Below are 21,595 nucleotides of genomic sequence, written 5' to 3' on the forward strand. Positions count from 1 at the left end.
TAACCTTTTTTATTGTGCTGTCACAGAGATAAAACAGTGCAACTAAACACTGATAGTGATGGATAGTTATGCATCTAATCGCGCATTTTCTCCATGCAAAACTGTTACAATTTATACTTTATTAGTGTTTGAGTTGTCTATAGTTTTAGGTTCTAGCTGGTTAAATACTAGACGAAATTAACAAACAATTCAGATTAAATTATAAAATTGGATATAAGCTGACAGCTTAATTAATAATACTTGAAGTGCTTTTTGCAACATTTTGCTCTTCAAACAACCAATCTTGGTGGATTTTCTTTTGCCAAAGTTGCCGATATTGTTCAGAAAGTGGTAGTTCTTGAAATTGCATTTTACTCCACTTCGGAGAGGGTTTATAGGCGTCTAAAATACCATTCTGACATGTTTTTGCTTTTACCCAGCCCACTGGCGCCTGCTCAGCTGTGCCAACAAATAAATTCGGTGCTTTTAACCCTTCAGAATTACATAACCATTTGGCTTTTTGGCCATAAATTGGATATTCATCCTCAAAACCACTGAAGTGCATAAGTTCGTGAACCATGACATTGATGTCGCTTTTTAGTGTCAATGTCATTTGTGACTCTCTGACGTTCGCAAGACCATTTTTTGTCATCAAGATATAAAAATCTGTTTCAGGTAAAGCTGTATTAATATTGCAACTGGCAAAACCTTTAAAGCCTTGCTTACAGTCCAGTGTATTTCCTAAATAGAAAACCTTACTAAGACAAAAGCTATTTTCCTCAGGCTCTGGGTTTTGAATGTACTGTGCACGTAACCTTTTTAGGTGCTGATAAGCAGAGAAATGATCCGCAAGCAGCAAAACTGAATTCTTACACTCTGAAGCAAAGTTAAGCCTGTCTGGTAAAGTATTTATTGCAAAGTAATTTAACTGCGCCTTTGTTAGTTTATTTGCATTCACACCTGATTGCATTGCCAATAGCACATCAAGTCTATCGCTTGAGTATACGTGCTCTGCCAAACGAGCTATCTCTTGCCATCGTTGCTGCATCACAAGCAAGTCAACAAACTCGTTGAGTTTTTCTGATGGTATTTCTGACGGGATCCGAGACCACAAAAATCTTGCTTTATTATACTCACCTCGCTCAACCAGATACTGCAGCCAAACAAAGTTGATTTCGGGATCATTAAGCACTGTTAAATTCTCTATGGTGCTTAATGACAATGATGCTGGGTTAATGTCTGTTAAATAATAGCTTTGGGGAAAGTTTAAAAGGAAATTAGCTTGTGAACGTTTATCATGAAGCTTAGGGTGATCAGCACTACTGTTGATCACCCCAATCAAAATAAGTATGAAAATGAATTTAACCAGCTTTAACACCAGCAAAGAGCTCTAACTCAAGTCGTGCATACTTATGCTCGACAAATTCAAACACGTTAGTCGCTAATGCAAGCTTGAAAAAGTCAACGGCAACAGCTTGCTTTCCCCTAGCTTGATACAGTTTAGCTAAGTAAAAATACGCTTCACACAACCGCTCTGCATATTGTTGATGACCCTCAACCCCATCTGTGATTTGAGCCAAAAATTGTGTCTCTGATAATTCACCCATATAAAGTTGTACAAGCTGTGTAGACCACTCATCCGGGTTAAGTGCTTGGCTATTGGCTTTTAACTGCTCGTACGCTGCATTAGCATCTACTTTAGCCTGAGCAAGGTACACCCACATAACACGATACGCATCCGCCGGAGAACGAGCTAAAAACGCCTCTAAATCTTGGCTAGAAAGTTCAGGTCTACCACCGTAATAAAGCGCTATACCACGATTAAGATAAGCATATTGGTGGTCTTCATCTAACTCTAACACCGCATCAAACATTTCGTATGCCTTACCAAAGTCTTGTGCGAGTGTGTGATGAATTCCTAGAAAATTATACACGGAGGCTAGATCTGGTTTGAGCTGCACGGCGCGATTGAAATCAATACGCGCTAACGTTGCTAAACCAACACTGTCATACAAGCGTCCTCTTCTTAAAAACAACTCCGCTTTTTGTTCATTATTAATTTCTGACGACAACAATAATTCTGAATAACGGGCAATTTCGATTTCATTTCGGTAATTTGGCGCCAATGGTACACCTAGAGGCACGTTAGCCACCGACTTAGCCATTTTTTTGTCTGATGTTGTTTGACAGCCTGCCAAGGTTAACGCAACCAATGATGCGAGCAGAAATGATTTGAACTTCATTGACTTCCTTTATTTGCTTTGTAGCTAGTTTAACTTTCTTCTATTAGCTGACAATCTGTATGACAATAAGTGCCATTAAAACATAAAAAAAGGGGCCTAACAGCCCCTTTTCTTTGTTACCTACAATTTAGAGTAGATTATTCAGCCGGTTGTGCTGGCTCAGCATCTGCTTTTTTCTCAACAGCCTCTTTGATGCTCAAACGAACACGGCCCTGACGGTCAACTTCAAGTACTTTAACTTTAACTTCTTGACCTACAGATAGGTGATCAGACACGTTGTTTACACGCTCTTCACTGATCTGAGAAATGTGTACAAGACCATCTTTACCAGGAAGTACGTTAACGAATGCACCAAAGTCAACGATACGTACAACTTTACCATTGTAAAGCGTACCAACTTCAAGTTCGGCAGTAAGCGCTTCGATACGTGCGATAGCATCTTTTGCACTTAGACCATCTGTTGCAGCAATCTTAACTGTACCGTCATCTTCGATTTCGATTGTTGTACCAGTCTCTTCAGTAAGCTGACGAATTGTTGCACCACCTTTACCGATCACATCTGCAATCTTCTTCGGTGGAATGTTCATTGTGTAGATACGCGGTGCAAATTCAGAAAGCTCTTCTGAAGGTGCCGCAATAGCTTGGTCCATCACACTTAGGATGTGTAAACGCGCCGCTTTTGCTTGCTTAAGTGCGATCTGCATGATTTCTTTAGTGATACCTTCAATCTTGATATCCATTTGAAGTGCAGTAACACCCGCATTAGTACCAGCTACTTTAAAGTCCATGTCGCCTAAGTGATCTTCATCACCTAAGATGTCAGAAAGAACAACAAAGTCGTCACCTTCTTTAACTAGACCCATTGCGATACCCGCAACAGAAGCTTTCACTGGTACACCCGCGTTCATAAGCGCTAGTGACGTACCGCACACAGACGCCATTGAAGATGAACCATTTGATTCAGTGATTTCTGATACGACACGGATTGAGTATGGGAATTCTTCAAGTGTAGGAAGAACTGCAGCTACACCACGCTTAGCTAGGTTACCATGACCGATTTCACGACGCTTAGGAGAACCTACAAAACCAGTTTCACCTACACAGAATGGAGGGAAGTTGTAGTGCAACATGAAGTGGTTCTTTTGAGTACCAGTCAGGTCGTCAATTAGCTGTGAATCACGCTCAGTACCTAATGTTGCAGTAACCAAGGCCTGAGTTTCACCACGTGTGAAGATAGCAGAACCGTGCGTACGAGGTAGAACACCTGTCATTACGTCTAGTGCACGAACCATGTCTGGTTCACGACCATCGATACGCTTTTCACCCGCGATGATACGACCACGTACAGTCTTCTTCTCTAAAGAACCAAACAGCTTACCAACTTCTTGCTCATCCAAAGACTCATCTTCAGCAAGCTCAGCTGTAAGTTTTTCAACAACTTCTGCTTTAGCAGCAGAAATTGCTTCTTTACGAGCCACTTTGTCAGTGATCAGGTAAGCAGCGCCTACTTTCTCTTCTGCGATTGCAGCGATTTTATCAGCAAGTGTTACGTTCTTTTCTGGTGCTGTCCAATCCCAAGCTGGTTTACCCGCTTCTGCTTTGAATTCTTCAACAGCTTTGATGATAGCCTGTGCTTGTTCATGACCATAAACAACCGCACCCAGCATCTCTTCTTCTGTTAGAACTTCAGCTTCTGATTCAACCATTAATACTGCGTTTTCAGTACCAGCAACAACTAAATCTAGCTTGCTTGATTCAAGCTCAGTCAATGTTGGGTTAAGTACGTATTGGCCATCAGTGTAACCAACACGAACCGCACCTAGTGGACCGTTGAATGGAATACCAGAAATAGCAAGTGCCGCTGATGTACCAATCATCGCAACCATATCAGGCTGAATGTCAGGGTTTACAGAAACAACTGTTGCAATAACTTGTACTTCGTTTACGAAACCGTCTGGGAAAAGTGGACGAATTGGACGGTCAATTAGACGAGCGATCAATGTTTCACCGTCGTTTGGACGACCTTCACGCTTTAAGAAACCACCAGGAATACGACCAGCAGCGTACATACGCTCTTGGTAGTTTACTGTCAGTGGGAAGAAGTCTTGACCTGGTGCCGCATCACGCTTACCAACAACCGTTACTAAAACTGAAGTGTCGCCGATGCTTGCTAGTACCGCACCGTCAGCTTGACGTGCAATTGCACCTGTTTCTAGGGTCACTGTATGTTGACCTAGTTGAAATTCTTTAATAATTGCTTGCACAATATTTTCCTTATTTAAAACAAAATAAAACGCCAACAATCACCAATTACAGTCTTAAGCAGACTCATTAAATCTGCTTAAGTACTACAATTGGCTAACGCGTCGGCGTTCACTCGGCAAAATTGCCAAGTGCGAGTAAGTATACTTGTAGAATACCCACAAAAAAAGGGGCGATTAGGCCCCTTTTTTATCATTGACTAAAAAGCCAACATAAACAAAAAGATTAGCGACGTAGGCCAAGCTCTTTGATTAGTGCAGAATAACGCTCAACACTTTTACCTTTTAGGTAGTCTAGAAGGTTACGACGTTGGCTAACTTTACGTAGAAGACCACGACGTGAGTGGAAATCATGCTTGTGGTTAGCGAAGTGACCTTGTAGCTTGTTGATGTCAGCAGTTAGAAGTGCAACTTGTACTTCTGGTGAACCAGTGTCGCCTTCTGCACGTGCGAATTTTGCTACGATTTCTGCTTTTTCTTGGTTGCTTAGTGACATAATAACTCCAAAATAAATTTAAATTGTGCTTTAGCCGATCACTAATTCAGCCAAAGCGGGAAGCGGCGCGTAGTTTATCAACATTCACACCTAAACTCTAGTATTTAATCTTGTTGACTTGAAAGTGCGCGTTTTGCTTTTAGTAAGCCTTGATCATTACGTTCACCCACACCTGCAAATTGCCCATTGGCAACGACTTTAATCGGGCCGTCTGGCAACTCACCACAACTTACTGTTTGACCGTGGCCAAATGCAATGCCTTGCGTTTCATCAATTTCAACACTAGGTAAATCAACGAGTGCGGTATCCATGGGTAACAGCAATTCGTCTAGATACGTACTTGCTGGTAAATCTTCTGCTTTCGCCTGATTTAGTTTTTCTTCAAGTTGCTCGAGTGTCAGCATTTTATCACTTGGATAATGCCCCACTTTCGAGCGATGAAGCATAATCACATGTGCGCCACAGCCAAGCTTTTCGCCTAAGTCGTCAACAATTGTGCGAATATAAGTGCCTTTAGACACATGCGCCGTCATTTGAATTTCTTCATTTTCTGCGTCATATTCGTCAAGTGTTAAACTGAACACATTAATCTTGCGACATTTGCGTGGCACTTCGATACCTTGCCTTGCATAAAAATACAAAGGCTTGCCTTCGTATTTCAACGCCGAGTACATCGAAGGGTACTGATCTGATTCACCTAAAAAGCTAGCAATTTGCTCTTCAAGCATTTCTTGCGTCACTGCAACTGGACGAGTTTCGACTACTTCACCGTCAGAGTCTGAGGTGGTGGTACGTTCGCCTAATTTTGCTCTTACAACATAGGTTTTATCGGTATCAAGTAAAAACTGGCTGAATTTAGTCGCTTCACCAAAACAAATTGGCAGCATACCTGTCGCAAGTGGGTCTAGTGCCCCAGTGTGACCAGCTTTTTGCGCGTAATAAATACCTTTCGCGCGCTGTAATGCTTTATTTGAAGAAATGCCTTCTGGCTTATGAAGAAGTAAAATGCCATCAACCGGGCGACCTTTAGATCGTCTCGCCATGCTGGTTACTCTTCGTTTTCTTCCTCTGGGCCGCGCTTCGCATTGTCTTCACGGATCACAGAGTCAACTAAGTTAGAAATACGCATACCTTCAAGAAGAGATGTATCAACCACAAATCTCAGCTCAGGCATAATACGAGCGCGAATACGTTTACCTAAAATAGAACGAATATAACCCGTTGCATCATTCAGTATTTGTACGCTCTGTTTGGTTTTATCTTCATCACTGGTGTTTAACACCGTCACGAAGATTTTCGCGTATGAAAGGTCTCTTGAAACTTCAACGGCAGAAACCGTCACAAAACCTAAACGCGGATCTTTAATTTCTCTTTGTAAGATCACAGCGATTTCTTTTTGAATTTGCTGTGCAACTCTGTCAGTACGAGAAAATTCTCTCATTATCACCTACTTATAATTTTAAACCATTGATTTATATAACAGTTTTATAAATGTTAAAATAGACGAATGGGGGCATAAATGCCCCCATTAATCTTATCAGTATAGCAATGTATTACAGGCTACGCTGAATTTCGATGATCTCGAATACTTCGATTTGGTCACCAACGCGAACATCGTTGTAGTTCTTAACACCGATACCACATTCCATACCGTTACGAACTTCGTTTACGTCATCTTTAAAGCGACGCAGTGACTCAAGCTCACCTTCGTAGATAACAACGTTATCACGAAGTACACGGATTGGATTGCTACGCTTAATCACACCTTCAGTTACCATACAACCTGCAACTGCACCGAACTTAGGTGAACGGAATACATCACGTACCTCAGCAAGACCTATGATTTCTTGCTTGAATTCAGGTGCAAGCATACCTGACATTGCTTGTTTAACTTCGTCGATTAAGTGATAGATTACGCTGTAGTAACGTAAGTCTAGGCTTTCAGTTTCAATCACTTTACGCGCAGATGCATCCGCACGAACGTTAAAGCCTACTACAATCGCGTTTGACGCTGCAGCAAGTGTTGCATCAGTTTCAGTGATACCACCTACACCTGTACCAACAATCTTCACTTTAACTTCGTCTGTTGAAAGCTTAACTAGTGCATCAGAAATTGCTTCAACTGAACCTTGAACGTCCGCTTTAAGTACAACATTAACTTCAGACACATCACCTTCAGTCATGTTAGAGAACATGTTCTCAAGTTTCGCTTTCTGCTGACGAGCAAGTTTAACATCGCGGAATTTACCTTGACGATAAAGTGCTACTTCACGCGCTTTACGCTCATCTTTTACAACAGTCGCTTCATCACCTGCAGCTGGCACACCAGAAAGACCTAAAATCTCTACTGGAATTGAAGGACCAGCTTCTTTGATGTCTTTACCATCTTCGTCTTTCATTGCACGAACACGGCCGTATTCAAGACCACAAAGAACAATATCACCTTGCTTAAGCGTACCAGATTGAACTAGTACAGAAGCAACTGGACCACGACCTTTATCTAGACGAGATTCAATAACAACACCTGATGCCATGCCATCATGAACAGCTGTAAGCTCAAGGATTTCAGCCTGCATTAGAACCGCTTCAAGTAGCTCATCAACACCTTGACCTGTTTTCGCTGAGATGTGAACGAACTGTACGTCACCACCCCAATCTTCAGGAATTACATCGTGCTGAGAAAGTTCATTCTTAACGCGATCTGGATCTGCTGTTTCTTTATCGATTTTGTTCACTGCAACAATAAGTGGTACTTCAGCCGCTTTAGCGTGCTGTACCGCTTCGATTGTTTGTGGCATTACGCCATCATCTGCTGCAACAACTAGGATTACGATATCAGTCGCTTTCGCACCACGCGCACGCATTGAAGTAAACGCTGCGTGACCAGGAGTATCTAGGAAAGTCACCATACCGTTTTCTGTTTCAACATGGTAAGCACCGATGTGCTGGGTAATACCACCCGCTTCACCTGATACCACGTTCTTAGAACGGATGTAGTCAAGTGTTGACGTTTTACCGTGGTCAACGTGACCCATAACCGTTACTACTGGTGCACGAGACTTAAGCTCTGCTGAACCTTCACAACGGTCATTTAGTACCTTTTCTTCTAGCTCATTCTCTTTAACTAAGACAACTTTATGGCCTAATTCTTCAGCAACTACTTGCGCTGTTTCTTGGTCAAGCACTTGGTTAATAGTAACCATCTCACCCATCTTCATCATGGCTTTTACGACTTCAACGCCTTTAACAGCCATACGAGATGCAAGCTCAGCTACAGTGATAGTTTCACTAATACGAACTTCTTGTTTAACATCAGCAACAGGCTTTTGGAAACCATGTTGTAAAGAAGTTGGAGCTTTAAGCTTACCTTTACGGCCTCTAGCTGGCGCCTCATCTTTAGCTGGTGCTTTTTTCTTTTTCTTACGACGCGCACTTTTTTCTTCACGCGCATCTGATTCATCTTCAGCAGCACGTGCATATGCTGATGTAGTCATATGGTGATCTGCTGTTTCTTCGCGCTTCTTGCGCTCTTCTTCTTCCTTTTTCCAGCGTGCTTCGTTTTCTTCCGCTAGACGACGCGCTTCTTCTGCTTGGCGTTTTGCTTCTTCTTCAGCTTTCTTTAAAGCCGCTGCTTCTGCTTCATTTTTAAGTCTTTCAGCTTCTAGACGATCTTTCTCTTGCTGTTCTGTATCCACTTGCTTGCTCTGCTGTTCTTTCGCTTTACGCTCTGCGTCTGCTTTACGCTTAGCTTCCTCTTTCGCCTTGCGCTCTGCTTCCTCTATTGCTTTACGCTCTGCTTCTTCTTTCGCCTTTTGTTCAGCTTCTTGCTGAGCTTTCAACTCAGCTTCTTTACGAGCAGCTTCCTCTTGCGCTAAACGCTCTTGCTCTTTTTGCTGATCAATGGCGCTCTTCTTCACATAAGTACGCTTTTTACGAACTTCAACTTGTACAGATTTCTCTTTACCCGTTGAACCTTTTACGCTCAGTGTACTTTTACTCTTACGTTGAAGCGTCATACGCTCAGGGCCTTCAGCACCTTTACCACCGTGCTGCTTGCTCAAATGATCAAGTAATTGTGCTTTTTCAGCTTCAGTAACCATGTCACCATTGCTTTTGCTGATCCCTGCATCGCTTAATTGCTGCAACAGTTTATCAACAGATGTATCAATAGTTTCGGCCAGTTTTTCAATACTTACTTCTGCCATAGTGTGTGTTACCTCCGTCAATAAATTTTATGCGTCTTCACCAAACCAACAGATATTACGAGCAGCCATGATTAACTCGCCTGCTTGCTCTTCTGAAAGTTCAGTAATCTCTACTAATTCGTCAATACCTTGTTCAGCTAAATCTTCAAGCGTTACAACACCTTTACTTGCCATTACAAATGCGAGGTGACGCTCTAGACCTTCTAGTGCTAATAAATCTTCTGCCGGCTCTGCGCCTTCAAGGCTTTCTTCAGTCTTAAGGGCACTCGTAGTTAGTGCATCTTTAGCACGGTTACGAAGCTCTTCAACTGTGTCTTCGTCAAGGCCATCAATTTCTAAGAATTCTGCAACTGGTACGTAAGCCACTTCTTCAAGTGAAGAGAAGCCTTCGTTTATTAGTAACGCAGCAAAGTCATCATCAATGTCTAGATTTTCAGTGAATAGGTTGATCAGTTTGTCAGATTCAGCTGCGTTTTTCGCTTCCATATCTTCCACTGTCATCACGTTTAGTTCCCAACCAGTTAACTGACTAGCTAAACGAATGTTTTGACCGTTACGACCGATTGCTTGAGCAAGGTTGTCAGCTTCTACTGCGATATCCATCGAACGAGAATCTTCGTCCATCACAATTGAAGCGACTTCAGCTGGCGCCATTGCATTAATAACAAATTGCGCAGGGTTATCATCGTAAAGGACGATATCCACTCGTTCACCACCTAACTCACTAGAAACAGCTTGTACACGTGCACCACGCATACCAACACAAGCACCTACAGGGTCAATGCGTTTGTCGTTAGATTTAACTGCAATTTTAGCACGTGAACCAGGATCACGAGCAGCACCGCGCAGTTCAATCATTTCTTCGCCAATTTCAGGTACTTCAATACGGAATAGTTCCATTAGCATTTCAGGCTTTGAACGCGTTACAAATAACTGCGCGCCGCGTGCTTCAGGTTTAACATCATAAAGTAGACCACGTACTCGGTCACCTGGACGGAAGCTTTCACGCGGTAGCATATCTTCACGGTAAATTACCGCTTCAGCATTGTTACCTAAATCAATTACGATTGCGTCACGAGTTGCTTTTTTAACAACACCGGTAACTAACTCACCTTGCTGGTCTTTGTAAGCTTCAACAACCAACGCACGCTCTGCTTCACGTACTTTTTGTACGATAACTTGCTTAGCCATTTGCGTGGTAATACGGTCGAACTTAATTGATTCAATTTGCTCTTCAATAAAATCACCAAGCTGAATGCTGTCGTCATCAAAACGCGCTGCTTCTAGAGTGATTTCAGAAAATGGGTTTTCTAATGAACCATCTTCTTGAGGGTTTACGACCATCCAGCGACGGAAAGTGTCGTACTCACCTGTTTTACGGTCAATTGATACACGAACTTCAATTTCACCTTCATGCTTTTTCTTAGTCGCTGTTGCCAAAGCAAACTCTAACGCTTCAAAGATTTTTTCTCTTGGAACCGCTTTTTCATTTGAAACGGCTTCTGCAACTAATAGTATTTCTTTTGCCATAATAATGCCTCGATTGCCCTTGTCCTTCGCTCTAATTATTAAAATTTTGCGATGATGTTGGCACGTTCAATATTGCTAAGCATGATCATATGATCCTGCCCGTCGATTTGGAGTGTGATCATGTCACCTGATACAGAGACTAAATCACCTTTAAAATTTCTTCTTCCATCTTGAGGAAGCTTAGTACGAACTCGTACTTCTTCACCTTGCGCTTGCTCAAAGTGAGCAGGCTTAAAGAGTGGTCTATCTACACCTGGTGAAGAAACTTCTAGGTCGTATTCATTTGTAATCGGATCTTCAACGTCTAAAATCGCGCTTACTTGACGACTCACATCAGCACAATTGTCTACTGTGATACCATTTTCATGCTCAATGTAAACACGAAGAGTTGAGTGTCTACCGGCTTGTACAAACTCTAGACCCAATAATTCGAATCCCAATGCTTCAACAGCAGGCTCTAGCATGGCTGTTAATTCTAGCTCGAGTTTTGACACAAATATCCTCCATACAAACAAAAAAAGGGCAAAATGCCCAGAGTAACCTTGTACCTTTAGCAAGCCTCAGATACAACAACGCCCCGGACCAAGCGGGGCGTCACACTAAATACAAAACTGTGCGGCCTAGGGCCAAGCTTGGTCGCGCAAGCGCTAAATACGAACGCTATAAACGCAAAACGCGCATTACCAGAATGCGCGCTACCATAATTAGAAAACAGAGTAAGACTGTGTTTTCTAGGATTGGTTGCGGGAGCCGGATTTGAACCGACGACCTTCGGGTTATGAGCCCGACGAGCTACCAGGCTGCTCCATCCCGCGCCAACGTGCAGCACTACCACTGCAAAAACAGGCTGTATTATAGGGAGTGTTCCATTAATAAGCAACCATAAAGCTGAGAAATACTGGAGTATTTACTGAATTCTACTGTCAGTTAGGGTTTAAAGAAAATTTTAATTCAAAATAAAAAAAGCGCTCTATACTTTCATAAGGCGTTATCTTAAAACTATGCCACCTAGACAAGGTGGCAGATTTACAACTGCAAATGGACGTGCCTACTGACTATGAGGCACTCACTATGAGTTTATCCCCTTATCAATTTCAGCTGTTGAATAGTTCAAGCAAAGATATTTGTAATGAGTTTGAACATTTTTACACTTACTTTAATTTGCTTATCAAAAAGAAGTTGCATAATTTCATTCCTACTACGCACTATTTTGACCACCGCGAAAAAATTTACTCTCTCACTGAGCACCTAACTTCACAACAAAGCATTTGGCTGTATATAGAAAATAATCGACCTTATTTAAATTCATTATTTTCAGACAAACACCACGCTGCAATTTTCAGTGATGTGTTTTTAATGGCATTGAGTACAACTTTGAAATCTAAATTTACACTTGCGGTCAGAAAAGCTTGGCAAAGTATTTTGTTTGTTTTTACTAATATGGTTCAGGCCCAAATACATGGTTACAGCAATGTGATATCGATGCAGAAATACAGAGAAAAATACCTAATATCTAGCCAGTTAGATGGTAAATTGCGTTCAGATCCGTAAACTGTAGCAAATCGTTTTATTAGGAACATAAATGAAAAAAACATTACTTTTTATCGGTGTATTCACTGCGTCATTATCTGGCTGTGATGTTTTCGAGAACTCTAAAGCGCAGATCGAGCAACAGTATCTATCTGAAAATCAAGAGTTAAAAGCTGCTATTGAAACTATTCGTGAACAGGGCTTAGAAGCGGTTGCGGCCTCAGCTGAAAAAGGCTCGGTTGCAGCTTGTGTTGCCAAAAACTTAGATGCTGACCCTATGGGCGCGCTCGTAGAAGTTGAAGGAGCATTACAAGACAGTGCGGATTTAGCTGGATTAGTTGAGACTATCAATAGTCTTACTGAACAAGAGTTAAGCATTGAAACTATTGGGCAACTACTTCAACATGGCGCAGACACTGTTGATTATTTGAAAACACTGCTTAGTGAATACGAGTTGTCTGAATTACAAAGCCAGTTAACAAGTTTATTAGAACAAGGTCAAAACAAAACTCAAGATGTAGGTCAGCACCTGCGTGAACTCATTGAGCAATGCCAATAGTTAAGCAATTTAAACTTTTATAAGCTATTACGTCTTAATTGGGCATAAGTATTTAAGGGAGATAAATTATCTCCCTTAAAAAATTCTCCAGCGACGCTTTTTCGATTTAATTTTATGTACCCAGTTCACTTCAATTGTTGTTACTGCCAAGGTATCTCTTTTTTGCTTTGAGATAAGTTCATAGCTTATGCTTTCAGTTGAACCAAAATTTAGTGTATACATGAAAGACTTAGTATTCGCCCAACATTGCAAGATTTTTTTAGAACCACTTTCTCTTAAACAGTAATCTCCGATATCCGGCGCGGTAACGGCAAATTTAACATCGGTATAACAGGTACGCCCTTCATTTAATGCCACACATTTACTTGGCATGACATTCAAGATCTCGGTTGGTCCTTCATTTTTTGTCTGTGCATAACTCATCGAAGTTACAAGCAACGAACAAAATGAGATCAATCTAAAATACATACTTCACTCCCGCAAAAATGACACGAGCGTGTCGAGAGTGAACAATCGGGCTATCTACAATATGTGAAGAATAGATAAATCCAGACGCACCAGCGCTGAATACCCAGTTTTCTGCAATTGGGTAGTCTGCTTGCAACTGTAAATAAAAAGAAGAGGTGTTTCCTACCACATATTCGGGTCTAAAAGCTGTCGCTTCATCGGCGTCAATGCCATAGTAGTAATCAATAAAGGCAGATGAGTAATAGTTTGCACCTACATTTAACCAAACATCCCAGTTTCTAAGTTCGAAATTGCGAGTTGTATCTAAGTGAAATAACCAACCATCACTGTCTCCGAACACATCAAATACTAGTTCAGCGACAGTTTGAAATTCACCATGGTTAAAGTAGTAAGCAAACCCTAATGAAAGGTCATTTTCTCGCTCTTTGATCCCTTTAAGCTCAGGCACATAGTCGTCATTCTCGTAATAGCCGTTCTCATTAAAAGACTGTTGATAGCTACCAAGGATAGCGTCAATTCCCCAGCCGTCTTCAACAACTAACTGATAACCGAGATCTGAGCCGCCGTAGAAATCGCCAGAGTGGGTATTTAAATAAAAGTTTTTATATTCAATCTTTGCATCAATCAATAAGCCAGGCGTACTAAAATGAGACTTGGCACCTACTAGTTGAGTCATTGTTGAATCAACCCAAAACGTGCCTAAGCTAAATTGCCATAATAATTCATCTTTTTCGAGATGTTCATCAGCGTGGCTAAATGAAGAAATGAAGCAAAAACAACATAGCAACAGTGTCGATATTTTTTTCATTGTTTTTGTAAAAGCTGTGTTTATTGTCATTCTTCCTTGCATGATAACGTAAGCTTAAGCTATCCAACAATATGAAATTGATTTACCAAGAATAATACTCATATTCCTAAACTAAGAACAGCACCTCATCCTAGAGAGTTGTAAACAAATGCAACAATAAACCGACTTATTCGAGGTAATAGCTTTTTAAAATCGCGTGGTAGATTTGCTCTACTTGAATTAGATCCTCTATTGCAACACGCTCATTGACTTGATGTATAGTTGCATTTGCAACTCCACACTCAATAACCTGAGTGTGGGCATTAGAGAAAAACCGCCCGTCAGATGTTCCACCAGCCGTAGTTAATTTAGGATATTGGCCGCATGTCTGGTAAATGGCTCGTTCAACTAGCGCTAAAAAACAATTGTCACTTTTATGACCTGTATAATAAGGCTCGCATGGTCGTTCCCAAGTGCAACTCAAAAACTGATGTAAGTCGCCTAAAGTGCCTTCAACAACTTCTCTTATTTGTGCACTGCTATAATTATGGCTATAACGAATGTTAAATGTTATTTCGCAGTTATCGGGAATAATATTATCAACGCTATTATTTACCTTTAGCCCCGTTATCTGTAAACCAGTTTTAGAACCAACCTCATCCCTATCCCACACGATGTGTGCCAAGCTGTTTATCACTTTGCCACTAATATGTGCTGCATTAATACTGTTTTCAGGGTAAGCAACATGCCCCGCTTTCCCTTTTATATTTATACGGCCTGATATTGCCCCTCTCCGACCATTTTTTATCGCATCACCTGCCAACTCGTCTGCGGTAGGCTCTCCCACTAAACAAGCGTCAAGCACAATGTGTTTGCTCGCTAAATACTCTGCAATTTCTTTACTCCCGTACTCAGCTTCTCCTTCTTCGTCTGAGGTGATCAGCCAATACATACTCCCAATAGTCGGCAGCTCTTGTTTTAACAATTTTTTTGTTGCTGATAGCATGGCGGCAATACCCCCTTTCATATCAGCAACCCCTCTTCCATAGATGAAGCCTTTAATGATTTCTCCAGAAAACGGATCAGCTTTCCAACCATTTGAGCTTGCAGGAACAACATCAACATGGCCAATAAAGCCAAGTTTAGGACCTTCACCAAAATGTCGAGATGCGATAAGGTTATTGACGCCGTTTTTATGTATGCGCTCAATTTCAAAACCGAGCGAACCAAGTTGCTCAGAAAGCCAGTTTAAAGTACCTGCATCATCTGGCGTGATTGACTTTGCTTTTACAAGGGTTTGAAGAAAATCTATCACTTCAACACACTCTGTATTTTTAAAAACTGGACTCAACATAGTATTTGTCATCAATAAAGAAGGTTAAATGTTATTTAAGCCTTAACTTATTGCATTTGTGTGTCACTTTACTTGCAGTTAGAAGACTTAACCCCCCGTCAAATCGTGTTTAGCGCCTAAAAAATTAATCTAAATCAAAGTTTCAAAAATTTCTGAAACAACCTGAATTAAAAATTGATCTAGAACAGTTTTCAATTTCTGGACTGGCCTATAGTGGCTTCAAGAAAAAAATTACATACCTTGCAAAGGCATCAGGAGATGAAAATGAAAAAACTTGGCGCAGCTCTACTTACTACTCTTTTAGTAGCCGCTCCTTTAGCACAAGCTAAATTAAGCGTTAATGTTGGTCTAATTAATGTAAACCCTAGCGATACAGCTTCTGCACTAGATCAAGATAAAGGTGCAGGCTTAGTTGCAGATTCAAACACCCAACTAGGTATTACTTTTGATTATCAATACACTGATAACATTGTTTTTGAACTAATTGCCGCAACGCCTTTCTCACATGACGTTTCAGGCGCTGGTAATTTAGCGGGTGTTGGCGCAATCGGTGGCGTACATCTAGCAAGCGTAAAACATTTACCACCTACATTTGTTGCTCAGTACCACTTTTTAGAGCCAAACGCTAAATTCCGTCCATTTATCGGTGCAGGTCTTAACTACACTGTATTCTTTGACGAAGAAGCTAGCTCAACATTAAAAACAGTGCTTGGTACACAAGATGTTAAAGTAGATTTAGACAGCTCATTTGGCGTAGCACTACAAGCTGGTTTCAACTACAACATTGATGAAAAATGGGGTGTTCATGGCATGGTATCAAAAATTGATATCAATACTGATGCATCTGTTTATGCAAACGGCACAAAAGTTTTAACATCAGATGTAGAACTTGACCCAGTTGTTGCAATGCTAGGTGTTAAATACAAGTTCTAAGCTATAAATACAGTTACTTTCTCGATCCCTAAGGCCACGGTTAGTGGCCTTTTTTATTATTATTTTTTTTAGCTTCTAACATCGCCTTCCAATGTTCTATTTCTTCAGATAACACCGGCGCTGAGCCTGTAAAATCTGCCGCTGCTAACATGTCTTCAACGCTGACAATGCCTTTTTTACTTTTAAATACGCCTCTGACGTAAGCAATTGCATGTAACCCTCTATCGGTTGTAAATTTTTGCTCTATATAAAAGTACTTATGATCCCAACCCACCAGCTGTGTGCTCACTTTAAATGATTCAAAAGGCTTTATATCTCGAATATAAGTAATTGCCGTTGCATTCACAATTGGAAACCAGCGACGCTTCATAACCACTTTAAATAGGCCAATTTCTTCTGTCATCCACGTCCTTGCTAAGTCCATAAATGCGAGATAACGTGAGTTAGTCAAATGCATATTGATATCGCAATCACTGGGCATTACTTTAAAATCAATGGCACTTGTGTCTAGTAAGCCTTTGTATTGTTTGTTTCTTTTAATTTTTAAGAGGAGAAGTATAAGCCTAAAGTACAGATTCATTATGGTCCAACCAGTGAGTAAAAAATAAAGTTTAACATAAGCTTAGTTACTCACAATAAATTGTTGCTAAGCGCTTAACCGTCCACTAGTCTTAAAACAATAAACAATGATTTGAGATAGATATGAAATTTAATGCTTTTTGCCTTATCAGCTTACTATTCGCTTCTTCCGCCTATGCCGACTTTGATTTTGCAGGCAAAGGGTCAATAACTTACCCAACAGGAATAGAGAAAGCATTTGAATTTGGTTTTTCATGGGAGAAAGCCAAAGAGAAGTTTCGTATAGGCAGCAAAACTTATGATATGTCTAGCTTGCCAGAGTCATACTCTATCGCAATCACTCTGAGTAAAGATGATTCGAAAGTTTGGGTGCAAGAATTTAATGCCGGCTTTATTGATAGTTTCGAGTGGCATTTAGGGGAGCAGACCATCGCTCTTAGAAAGAAAGACTTTAAAGTTCCTGTAAAAGGCAACTATGTTTTATCTTTAAATAACATTGACTACTTTCTGGTAAAAAATAACGTCAGTATTCAAATTAAATTTAAAGAAGACGGGATTGATAACATTAAAATCGACGGTGTGACAAAAGATATGGGAGCTAAAAAGTAGCTCCCACAACTAAATTAACTATAGCTCACGTTAACTTAGACTTTTACGGTTTTTCTGTTAATACCGTATTCTCTTAATTTATTCGCAACAGCGGTATGACTCAAACCTAAACGCTTTGCTAATTGTCTTGAACTTGGGTATGCCGGGTAGAGCTTTCTGAGCAGAGTTGCTTCAAAACGTTTCACCGCATGCTCAAGTGTGCCCTCAAAGTCTGACTCTAAATAACCTAGTTCATGTGTAAATGTAGGCAACTGTAGGTGCTCTACTCGTAATTCTTTGTCATCAAGAAGTGAGACCGCACGATAGACTGCATTTTCAAGTTGACGAACATTACCTGGCCAAGGGTATTGCTCTAAGAATACTAAACAATCTGCAGTTAAAGTTGGCGCAGATTGACCATTTTGTTGCGCGTACTTTTGAATGAAGTGCTCAGTAAGTGGACCAATATCCGCTTTTCTGTCTCGAAGTGGCGCTATATCTAAAGTAAGAACGTTGATACGATAGTATAAATCTTCTCTAAAAGTCCCTTCTTGCACCATCGCAGGTAGATCTTTCTGTGTCGCAGCAATAATACGAACATTTACTTTAACTTCGTTTTCATCGCCTACTTTTCTAAATGTGCCATCTTGCAAGAAGCGGAGCAGTTTAGTTTGAAGTTGCGTCGACATTTCGCCTACTTCATCTAAAAATACCGTTCCACCATCAGCTTGTTCTAAAACGCCGCGTTTAGGTGCGGCATTTTCTTCAAAGCCTGCATAACCAAACAGTTCTGACTCAGCAACATCATCAGGTAAAGACGCGCAAGATAAAGCAATAAATGGTTTGATTGATCGGTTTGATGCGTAATGACATGCTCTAGCTAGCAGTTCTTTACCAGTTCCGGTTTCGCCTGTAATCAAAATTGGGGCATCAAGTTGTGACATTTTTCGCGCTTCGCGAACGACCCGACGCATAGCCGTGCTATTACTGTGTATCGTAGCAAAACTTTCTTGCCCATAGCGTCTGAAGGCACTCACTTGCTGGCCTAAACGACTTTGCGATTTAATATTAATAACCGCACCAGCTAAGATATCACCATCGGGCTTCTGAGGAACCGTAATAGGCAGAATGTCAGCAATGAAATCTTCACCACCTACTTCAACCCGAGTTGTTTGCCCGAGCACCTCTTTACCTTCAAGCCAGCGAGTAAAATTAAATCCTTTCAACAAGTTATTTATATTTTCACCAAGCACATCGTCTAGGCTTAAGCTTAAATCTTTACATGCTGCATCGTTACAATGACGAACCCAACCTTTGGCGTCGATAGAAATAACACCATCAGGTAAAGCACTCAACAAAGTATTTAATTCATTATGCTCTCGTTCTGAGGGTAAAAAAGCCGTAGTACGAACGTCTTCCACTCCATCTATTAAACGTATCTCAGGCATTATTTTCTGAAACTGTTCAAATTCAATGGGAGGAAAACTCACATACATCTTACAATTAACCGAATCGACCTCAATACCTTTAAGATCAACCTGATAATTTACTAAAATATTTAATACTTCTTGTGCTATTCCGATACGATCGGCACACAGGATTTCAAGACGCATTTGTTCCTCAAACAGGGCTAAACATCACACGGCAAAATGATACTCTAAGAATAGTCTCCAGACTACAAAAATGTAAACATTATTGAACGTTTAACTGTGGCTTATTCTCCTTTAAGGGCTTAACATGGGAACTTAAAGTTCATGTTTTGGACACAAATTTAATAATTGCATCAAATTAAATAAATAATTTATAATACTATCGACTGATAAAAGTGAGTTATAGATGCCGTTTTCAAGCTTTAAAATAAAAACTATTTACAATGTAGCAATTTGTATGTTGCTTTCTTTTTTATCAGCCTGCTCAGTAGAAGACCCTTATGAAACTGGTCCATCCGAACAACAGCAAAAAGAGACTGATGAACGTAACGAAGCCGTTGTAAAAACCATTCCTTTCACTCTTGAGGTCAAAAATGCGGCTGGTGCTGCACTTGCTAATGTAAATGTAAAAGTTTCAGGCAAGTCATATCAAACGAATTCGCAAGGCCTGATCTCAATAGACACACTGACTAAGGGTAACTATTCGCTCGAAATTAGTGATCCTGCATACCACATTATCTATACAACAATTAATGTGTCAGACAACAATGACAGCGAAGTCATTGCACTTACGCCAAAAGTTGATGAAGAAATAAGTCTTATTTTTGCTGGTGATACTATGTTTGGTCGTCGTTTTATGGACTCAAGTATTACCACCATGAATAATTCAGTGCCTGATTTACCTGACGCCATAATCAACAAATCAAATGCAGCCACCTCTGCTATAACTATCACCGAATATGTAAAACCTTTATTTAATAACGTAGATTTTGCATCGGTTAATTTAGAGTCACCAGTACTTAACCAACCTACCAGTGTGCATCCAACCAAAGAGTTTTCGTTCTTTTCTTTACCAGAAACCCTTGAGGGTTTAAATGCAATTGGCATTGACTATGTAGCGTTAGGTAATAATCACGTATATGACTACCAGCTTGCTGGCTTAAATGACACATTAAGATTTGTCTCTGGAGCAGGACTTTTACACAGCGGTGCAGGGCTAAATGCTGATGCAGCGTATGCACCCGTGTTTGAAAACATTAAAAATACGACCCTTGCGCTTGTATCTGCTACTTCCATCCGCGGAGGTGATCACGCTGTAACTTATGTAGCTGACGAAAGTAAAGGTGGCGCAGCTGATTTATCTAACTCAGATAGTCTTAAAAATGCTTTACAGCTCAGTGCTCAAAATAGTGACTTCACGGTGATTCAACTCCATGGTGGCGATGAATATTCATATGCACAAACTGACTATATAGAAAGTCGCTATGAGTTTATCTCTTCACTTGATGCAAAGCCTGACTTAATGGTGACTCACCATCCCCATGTTGCACAAGGTTTTTCTGTTTATAATGGTGTCCCCACTCTTTTAGGACTAGGTAACTTTGTATTTGACCAAAACCGTCTAGAGACTGTTTTAGGTCTTGCCGTTGAAGTCGTCGTAAATAAAAACCAAGAACCTAAAATCACTTCAGCCAAAGCTTACCCAATTTATATTGAGGAGTATCAACCGCGACTTATTTCTGGCGATTTGAGTAATTATTTAATCAAGCGAATTGCTGAATTTTCTAACAATGTTTCTGTTATCCCTATGCAAGGATATGCCGAAATTTTGTTTGACCAACAAATTGCACCTACAGAATTAAAGCAAGAAGTTGTTGAATTAACAGCCGGTGAGCACATTATCGATTTACGAGCACTTGCGCCCAGTGATAGTTTTTTAAGTGCCATTAGTACAAATGAAGATATTAAGGAATTAACTCTAGGCAGAGATTTATTGGCATTCGGAGACTTTGAAGATTGGGATAATGATGACACCCAGTTTGAAGTCAACCACTGGGATCATTCAGATGAAGATGCTACTCCATGTATCACAGGCGCCTTCCGAGGTAATCAAGGACTCTGTCTGACAAGAGATCAATATGATAATTTCTCATTGCGAGTGCCATTTAAACAAACCGTGCGCGCTTTTCCACTAACGCCTGCCGATGATGTGAGCAATGTATTCCATGATCACACCTTATTTGGTTATGCAAAAGGTACGAACTCAGGTAAATTAGAGATGGATTTGAGCATACTAACTTCTGAGGACTCTTTGCTTTTTTCGCAGCAAACTTTTGCCATTTCTGAAGGGGGTGACTACGACTGGCAACCCTTTAAAATAAACTTCGAGCTACCAGATGACAATAATGTCTTAGGTCCAGAAAGTTTACCGCCTCGCGGAATGCGCTTTGCATTTATTCATTCGCCACCAAAAAGTGGCAATGCTGAACTACAATTAGATGATATTGCTCTGATTTCTTGGCAAAATTCAGTGCAATTATCGGATCGAACGTGGCGCACAACTCAATTACATGGAAAATCGTTTTTAAGAGTATTAACTGACAAGGCTGTTCGATTAAAATTAACCTTTAGTCAATTCTAATTGACGTCCTAG

General features: G+C 40.6%; 19 protein-coding genes and 1 tRNA gene. 5 read left to right on the plus strand and 15 right to left on the minus strand.

Features of this window, described 5'->3' with window-relative positions; all coding sequences use genetic code 11:
• Positions 1–226 precede the first annotated feature (226 nt).
• The 10 genes from ACH784_RS12285 to ACH784_RS12330 all read right to left on the minus strand — a co-directional run bounded on the left by ACH784_RS12285 (position 227) and on the right by ACH784_RS12330 (position 11,529).
• On the minus strand, positions 227–1,357 hold the full coding sequence (locus tag ACH784_RS12285) for a hypothetical protein (protein WP_404390587.1): 1,131 nt from the start codon (positions 1,355–1,357) through the stop codon (positions 227–229).
• Positions 1,341–2,222 carry a lipoprotein NlpI gene (gene nlpI / locus ACH784_RS12290; RefSeq protein WP_404390589.1) on the minus strand — a complete coding sequence of 294 codons (882 nt, stop codon included), beginning with the start codon at positions 2,220–2,222 and terminating at the stop codon, positions 1,341–1,343. The genes ACH784_RS12285 and nlpI overlap by 17 nt, the downstream gene beginning before the upstream one ends.
• A gap of 137 nt (positions 2,223–2,359) precedes the next feature.
• Complete coding sequence (gene pnp / locus ACH784_RS12295; protein ID WP_404390591.1) at positions 2,360–4,486, minus strand: polyribonucleotide nucleotidyltransferase; 2,127 nt, start codon at positions 4,484–4,486, stop codon at positions 2,360–2,362.
• Positions 4,487–4,709: 223 nt separating this feature from the next.
• The gene (rpsO, locus tag ACH784_RS12300; protein ID WP_010385052.1) at positions 4,710–4,979 is read right to left on the minus strand and encodes a 30S ribosomal protein S15; all 270 of its coding nucleotides are present in this window, start codon (positions 4,977–4,979) and stop codon (positions 4,710–4,712) included.
• Positions 4,980–5,083: 104 nt separating this feature from the next.
• Entirely contained in the window at positions 5,084–6,022 is a 939-nt protein-coding gene (truB, locus tag ACH784_RS12305) for a tRNA pseudouridine(55) synthase TruB (protein WP_404390594.1), read from the minus strand.
• A gap of 5 nt (positions 6,023–6,027) precedes the next feature.
• Positions 6,028–6,420, minus strand: a complete 393-nt coding sequence (gene rbfA, locus ACH784_RS12310) for a 30S ribosome-binding factor RbfA (protein WP_404390596.1) — start codon at positions 6,418–6,420, stop codon at positions 6,028–6,030.
• Between the two features lie 112 nt (positions 6,421–6,532).
• Positions 6,533–9,184 (minus strand): translation initiation factor IF-2, encoded by a 2,652-nt coding sequence (gene infB / locus ACH784_RS12315; protein WP_404390598.1) that lies wholly within the window; start codon positions 9,182–9,184, stop codon positions 6,533–6,535.
• Between the two features lie 27 nt (positions 9,185–9,211).
• Positions 9,212–10,714, minus strand: coding sequence for a transcription termination factor NusA (nusA, locus tag ACH784_RS12320; RefSeq protein WP_404390600.1), 1,503 nt, complete (start codon positions 10,712–10,714; stop codon positions 9,212–9,214).
• A 38-nt stretch (positions 10,715–10,752) separates the two neighbouring features.
• A complete protein-coding gene (gene rimP / locus ACH784_RS12325; protein WP_404390602.1) occupies positions 10,753–11,208 on the minus strand; it encodes a ribosome maturation factor RimP in 456 nt (151 codons plus the stop codon).
• Between the two features lie 244 nt (positions 11,209–11,452).
• Positions 11,453–11,529, minus strand: a tRNA-Met gene (locus ACH784_RS12330).
• A 202-nt stretch (positions 11,530–11,731) separates the two neighbouring features.
• On the opposite strand from ACH784_RS12330, the gene ACH784_RS12335 reads away from it, so the two are divergent.
• Both ACH784_RS12335 and ACH784_RS12340 read left to right on the plus strand, forming a co-directional pair.
• Positions 11,732–12,265, plus strand: a complete 534-nt coding sequence (locus ACH784_RS12335; protein ID WP_404390604.1) for a hypothetical protein — start codon at positions 11,732–11,734, stop codon at positions 12,263–12,265.
• Between the two features lie 31 nt (positions 12,266–12,296).
• The gene (locus tag ACH784_RS12340; protein WP_404390606.1) at positions 12,297–12,803 is read left to right on the plus strand and encodes a hypothetical protein; all 507 of its coding nucleotides are present in this window, start codon (positions 12,297–12,299) and stop codon (positions 12,801–12,803) included.
• A 75-nt stretch (positions 12,804–12,878) separates the two neighbouring features.
• Here the strand turns inward: ACH784_RS12340 and ACH784_RS12345 are convergent, their stop codons facing one another.
• From ACH784_RS12345 to dapE, 3 genes are all read right to left on the minus strand, one after another.
• Positions 12,879–13,271 (minus strand): DUF3019 domain-containing protein, encoded by a 393-nt coding sequence (locus ACH784_RS12345; protein ID WP_404390608.1) that lies wholly within the window; start codon positions 13,269–13,271, stop codon positions 12,879–12,881.
• Positions 13,261–14,079: a MipA/OmpV family protein gene (locus tag ACH784_RS12350; protein WP_404390610.1), complete on the minus strand. Its 819-nt coding sequence runs from the start codon at positions 14,077–14,079 to the stop codon at positions 13,261–13,263. The genes ACH784_RS12345 and ACH784_RS12350 overlap by 11 nt, the downstream gene beginning before the upstream one ends.
• Before the next feature lie 166 nt (positions 14,080–14,245).
• Positions 14,246–15,412, minus strand: a complete 1,167-nt coding sequence (dapE, locus tag ACH784_RS12355; RefSeq protein WP_404390612.1) for a succinyl-diaminopimelate desuccinylase — start codon at positions 15,410–15,412, stop codon at positions 14,246–14,248.
• Between the two features lie 264 nt (positions 15,413–15,676).
• Between dapE and ACH784_RS12360 the strand changes: the two genes are divergently transcribed.
• On the plus strand, positions 15,677–16,345 hold the full coding sequence (locus ACH784_RS12360) for an OmpW family protein (protein WP_404390614.1): 669 nt from the start codon (positions 15,677–15,679) through the stop codon (positions 16,343–16,345).
• A gap of 40 nt (positions 16,346–16,385) precedes the next feature.
• Here ACH784_RS12360 and ACH784_RS12365 read toward each other — a convergent pair whose 3' ends face one another.
• On the minus strand, positions 16,386–16,925 hold the full coding sequence (locus ACH784_RS12365) for an acyl-CoA thioesterase (RefSeq protein WP_404390616.1): 540 nt from the start codon (positions 16,923–16,925) through the stop codon (positions 16,386–16,388).
• A 122-nt stretch (positions 16,926–17,047) separates the two neighbouring features.
• Here ACH784_RS12365 and ACH784_RS12370 point away from each other — a divergent pair, with 122 nt between their 5' ends.
• Positions 17,048–17,533: a hypothetical protein gene (locus tag ACH784_RS12370; protein ID WP_404390618.1), complete on the plus strand. Its 486-nt coding sequence runs from the start codon at positions 17,048–17,050 to the stop codon at positions 17,531–17,533.
• Between the two features lie 35 nt (positions 17,534–17,568).
• Here the strand turns inward: ACH784_RS12370 and tyrR are convergent, their stop codons facing one another.
• Complete coding sequence (gene tyrR / locus ACH784_RS12375) at positions 17,569–19,125, minus strand: transcriptional regulator TyrR (RefSeq protein WP_404390620.1); 1,557 nt, start codon at positions 19,123–19,125, stop codon at positions 17,569–17,571.
• A 274-nt stretch (positions 19,126–19,399) separates the two neighbouring features.
• On the opposite strand from tyrR, the gene ACH784_RS12380 reads away from it, so the two are divergent.
• Positions 19,400–21,583, plus strand: coding sequence for a CapA family protein (locus tag ACH784_RS12380; protein WP_404390622.1), 2,184 nt, complete (start codon positions 19,400–19,402; stop codon positions 21,581–21,583).
• Positions 21,584–21,595: the final 12 nt, after the last annotated feature.

It is taken from the genome of Pseudoalteromonas phenolica (assembly GCF_044788725.1).
GTDB classification, from domain to species: domain Bacteria; phylum Pseudomonadota; class Gammaproteobacteria; order Enterobacterales; family Alteromonadaceae; genus Pseudoalteromonas; species Pseudoalteromonas phenolica_C.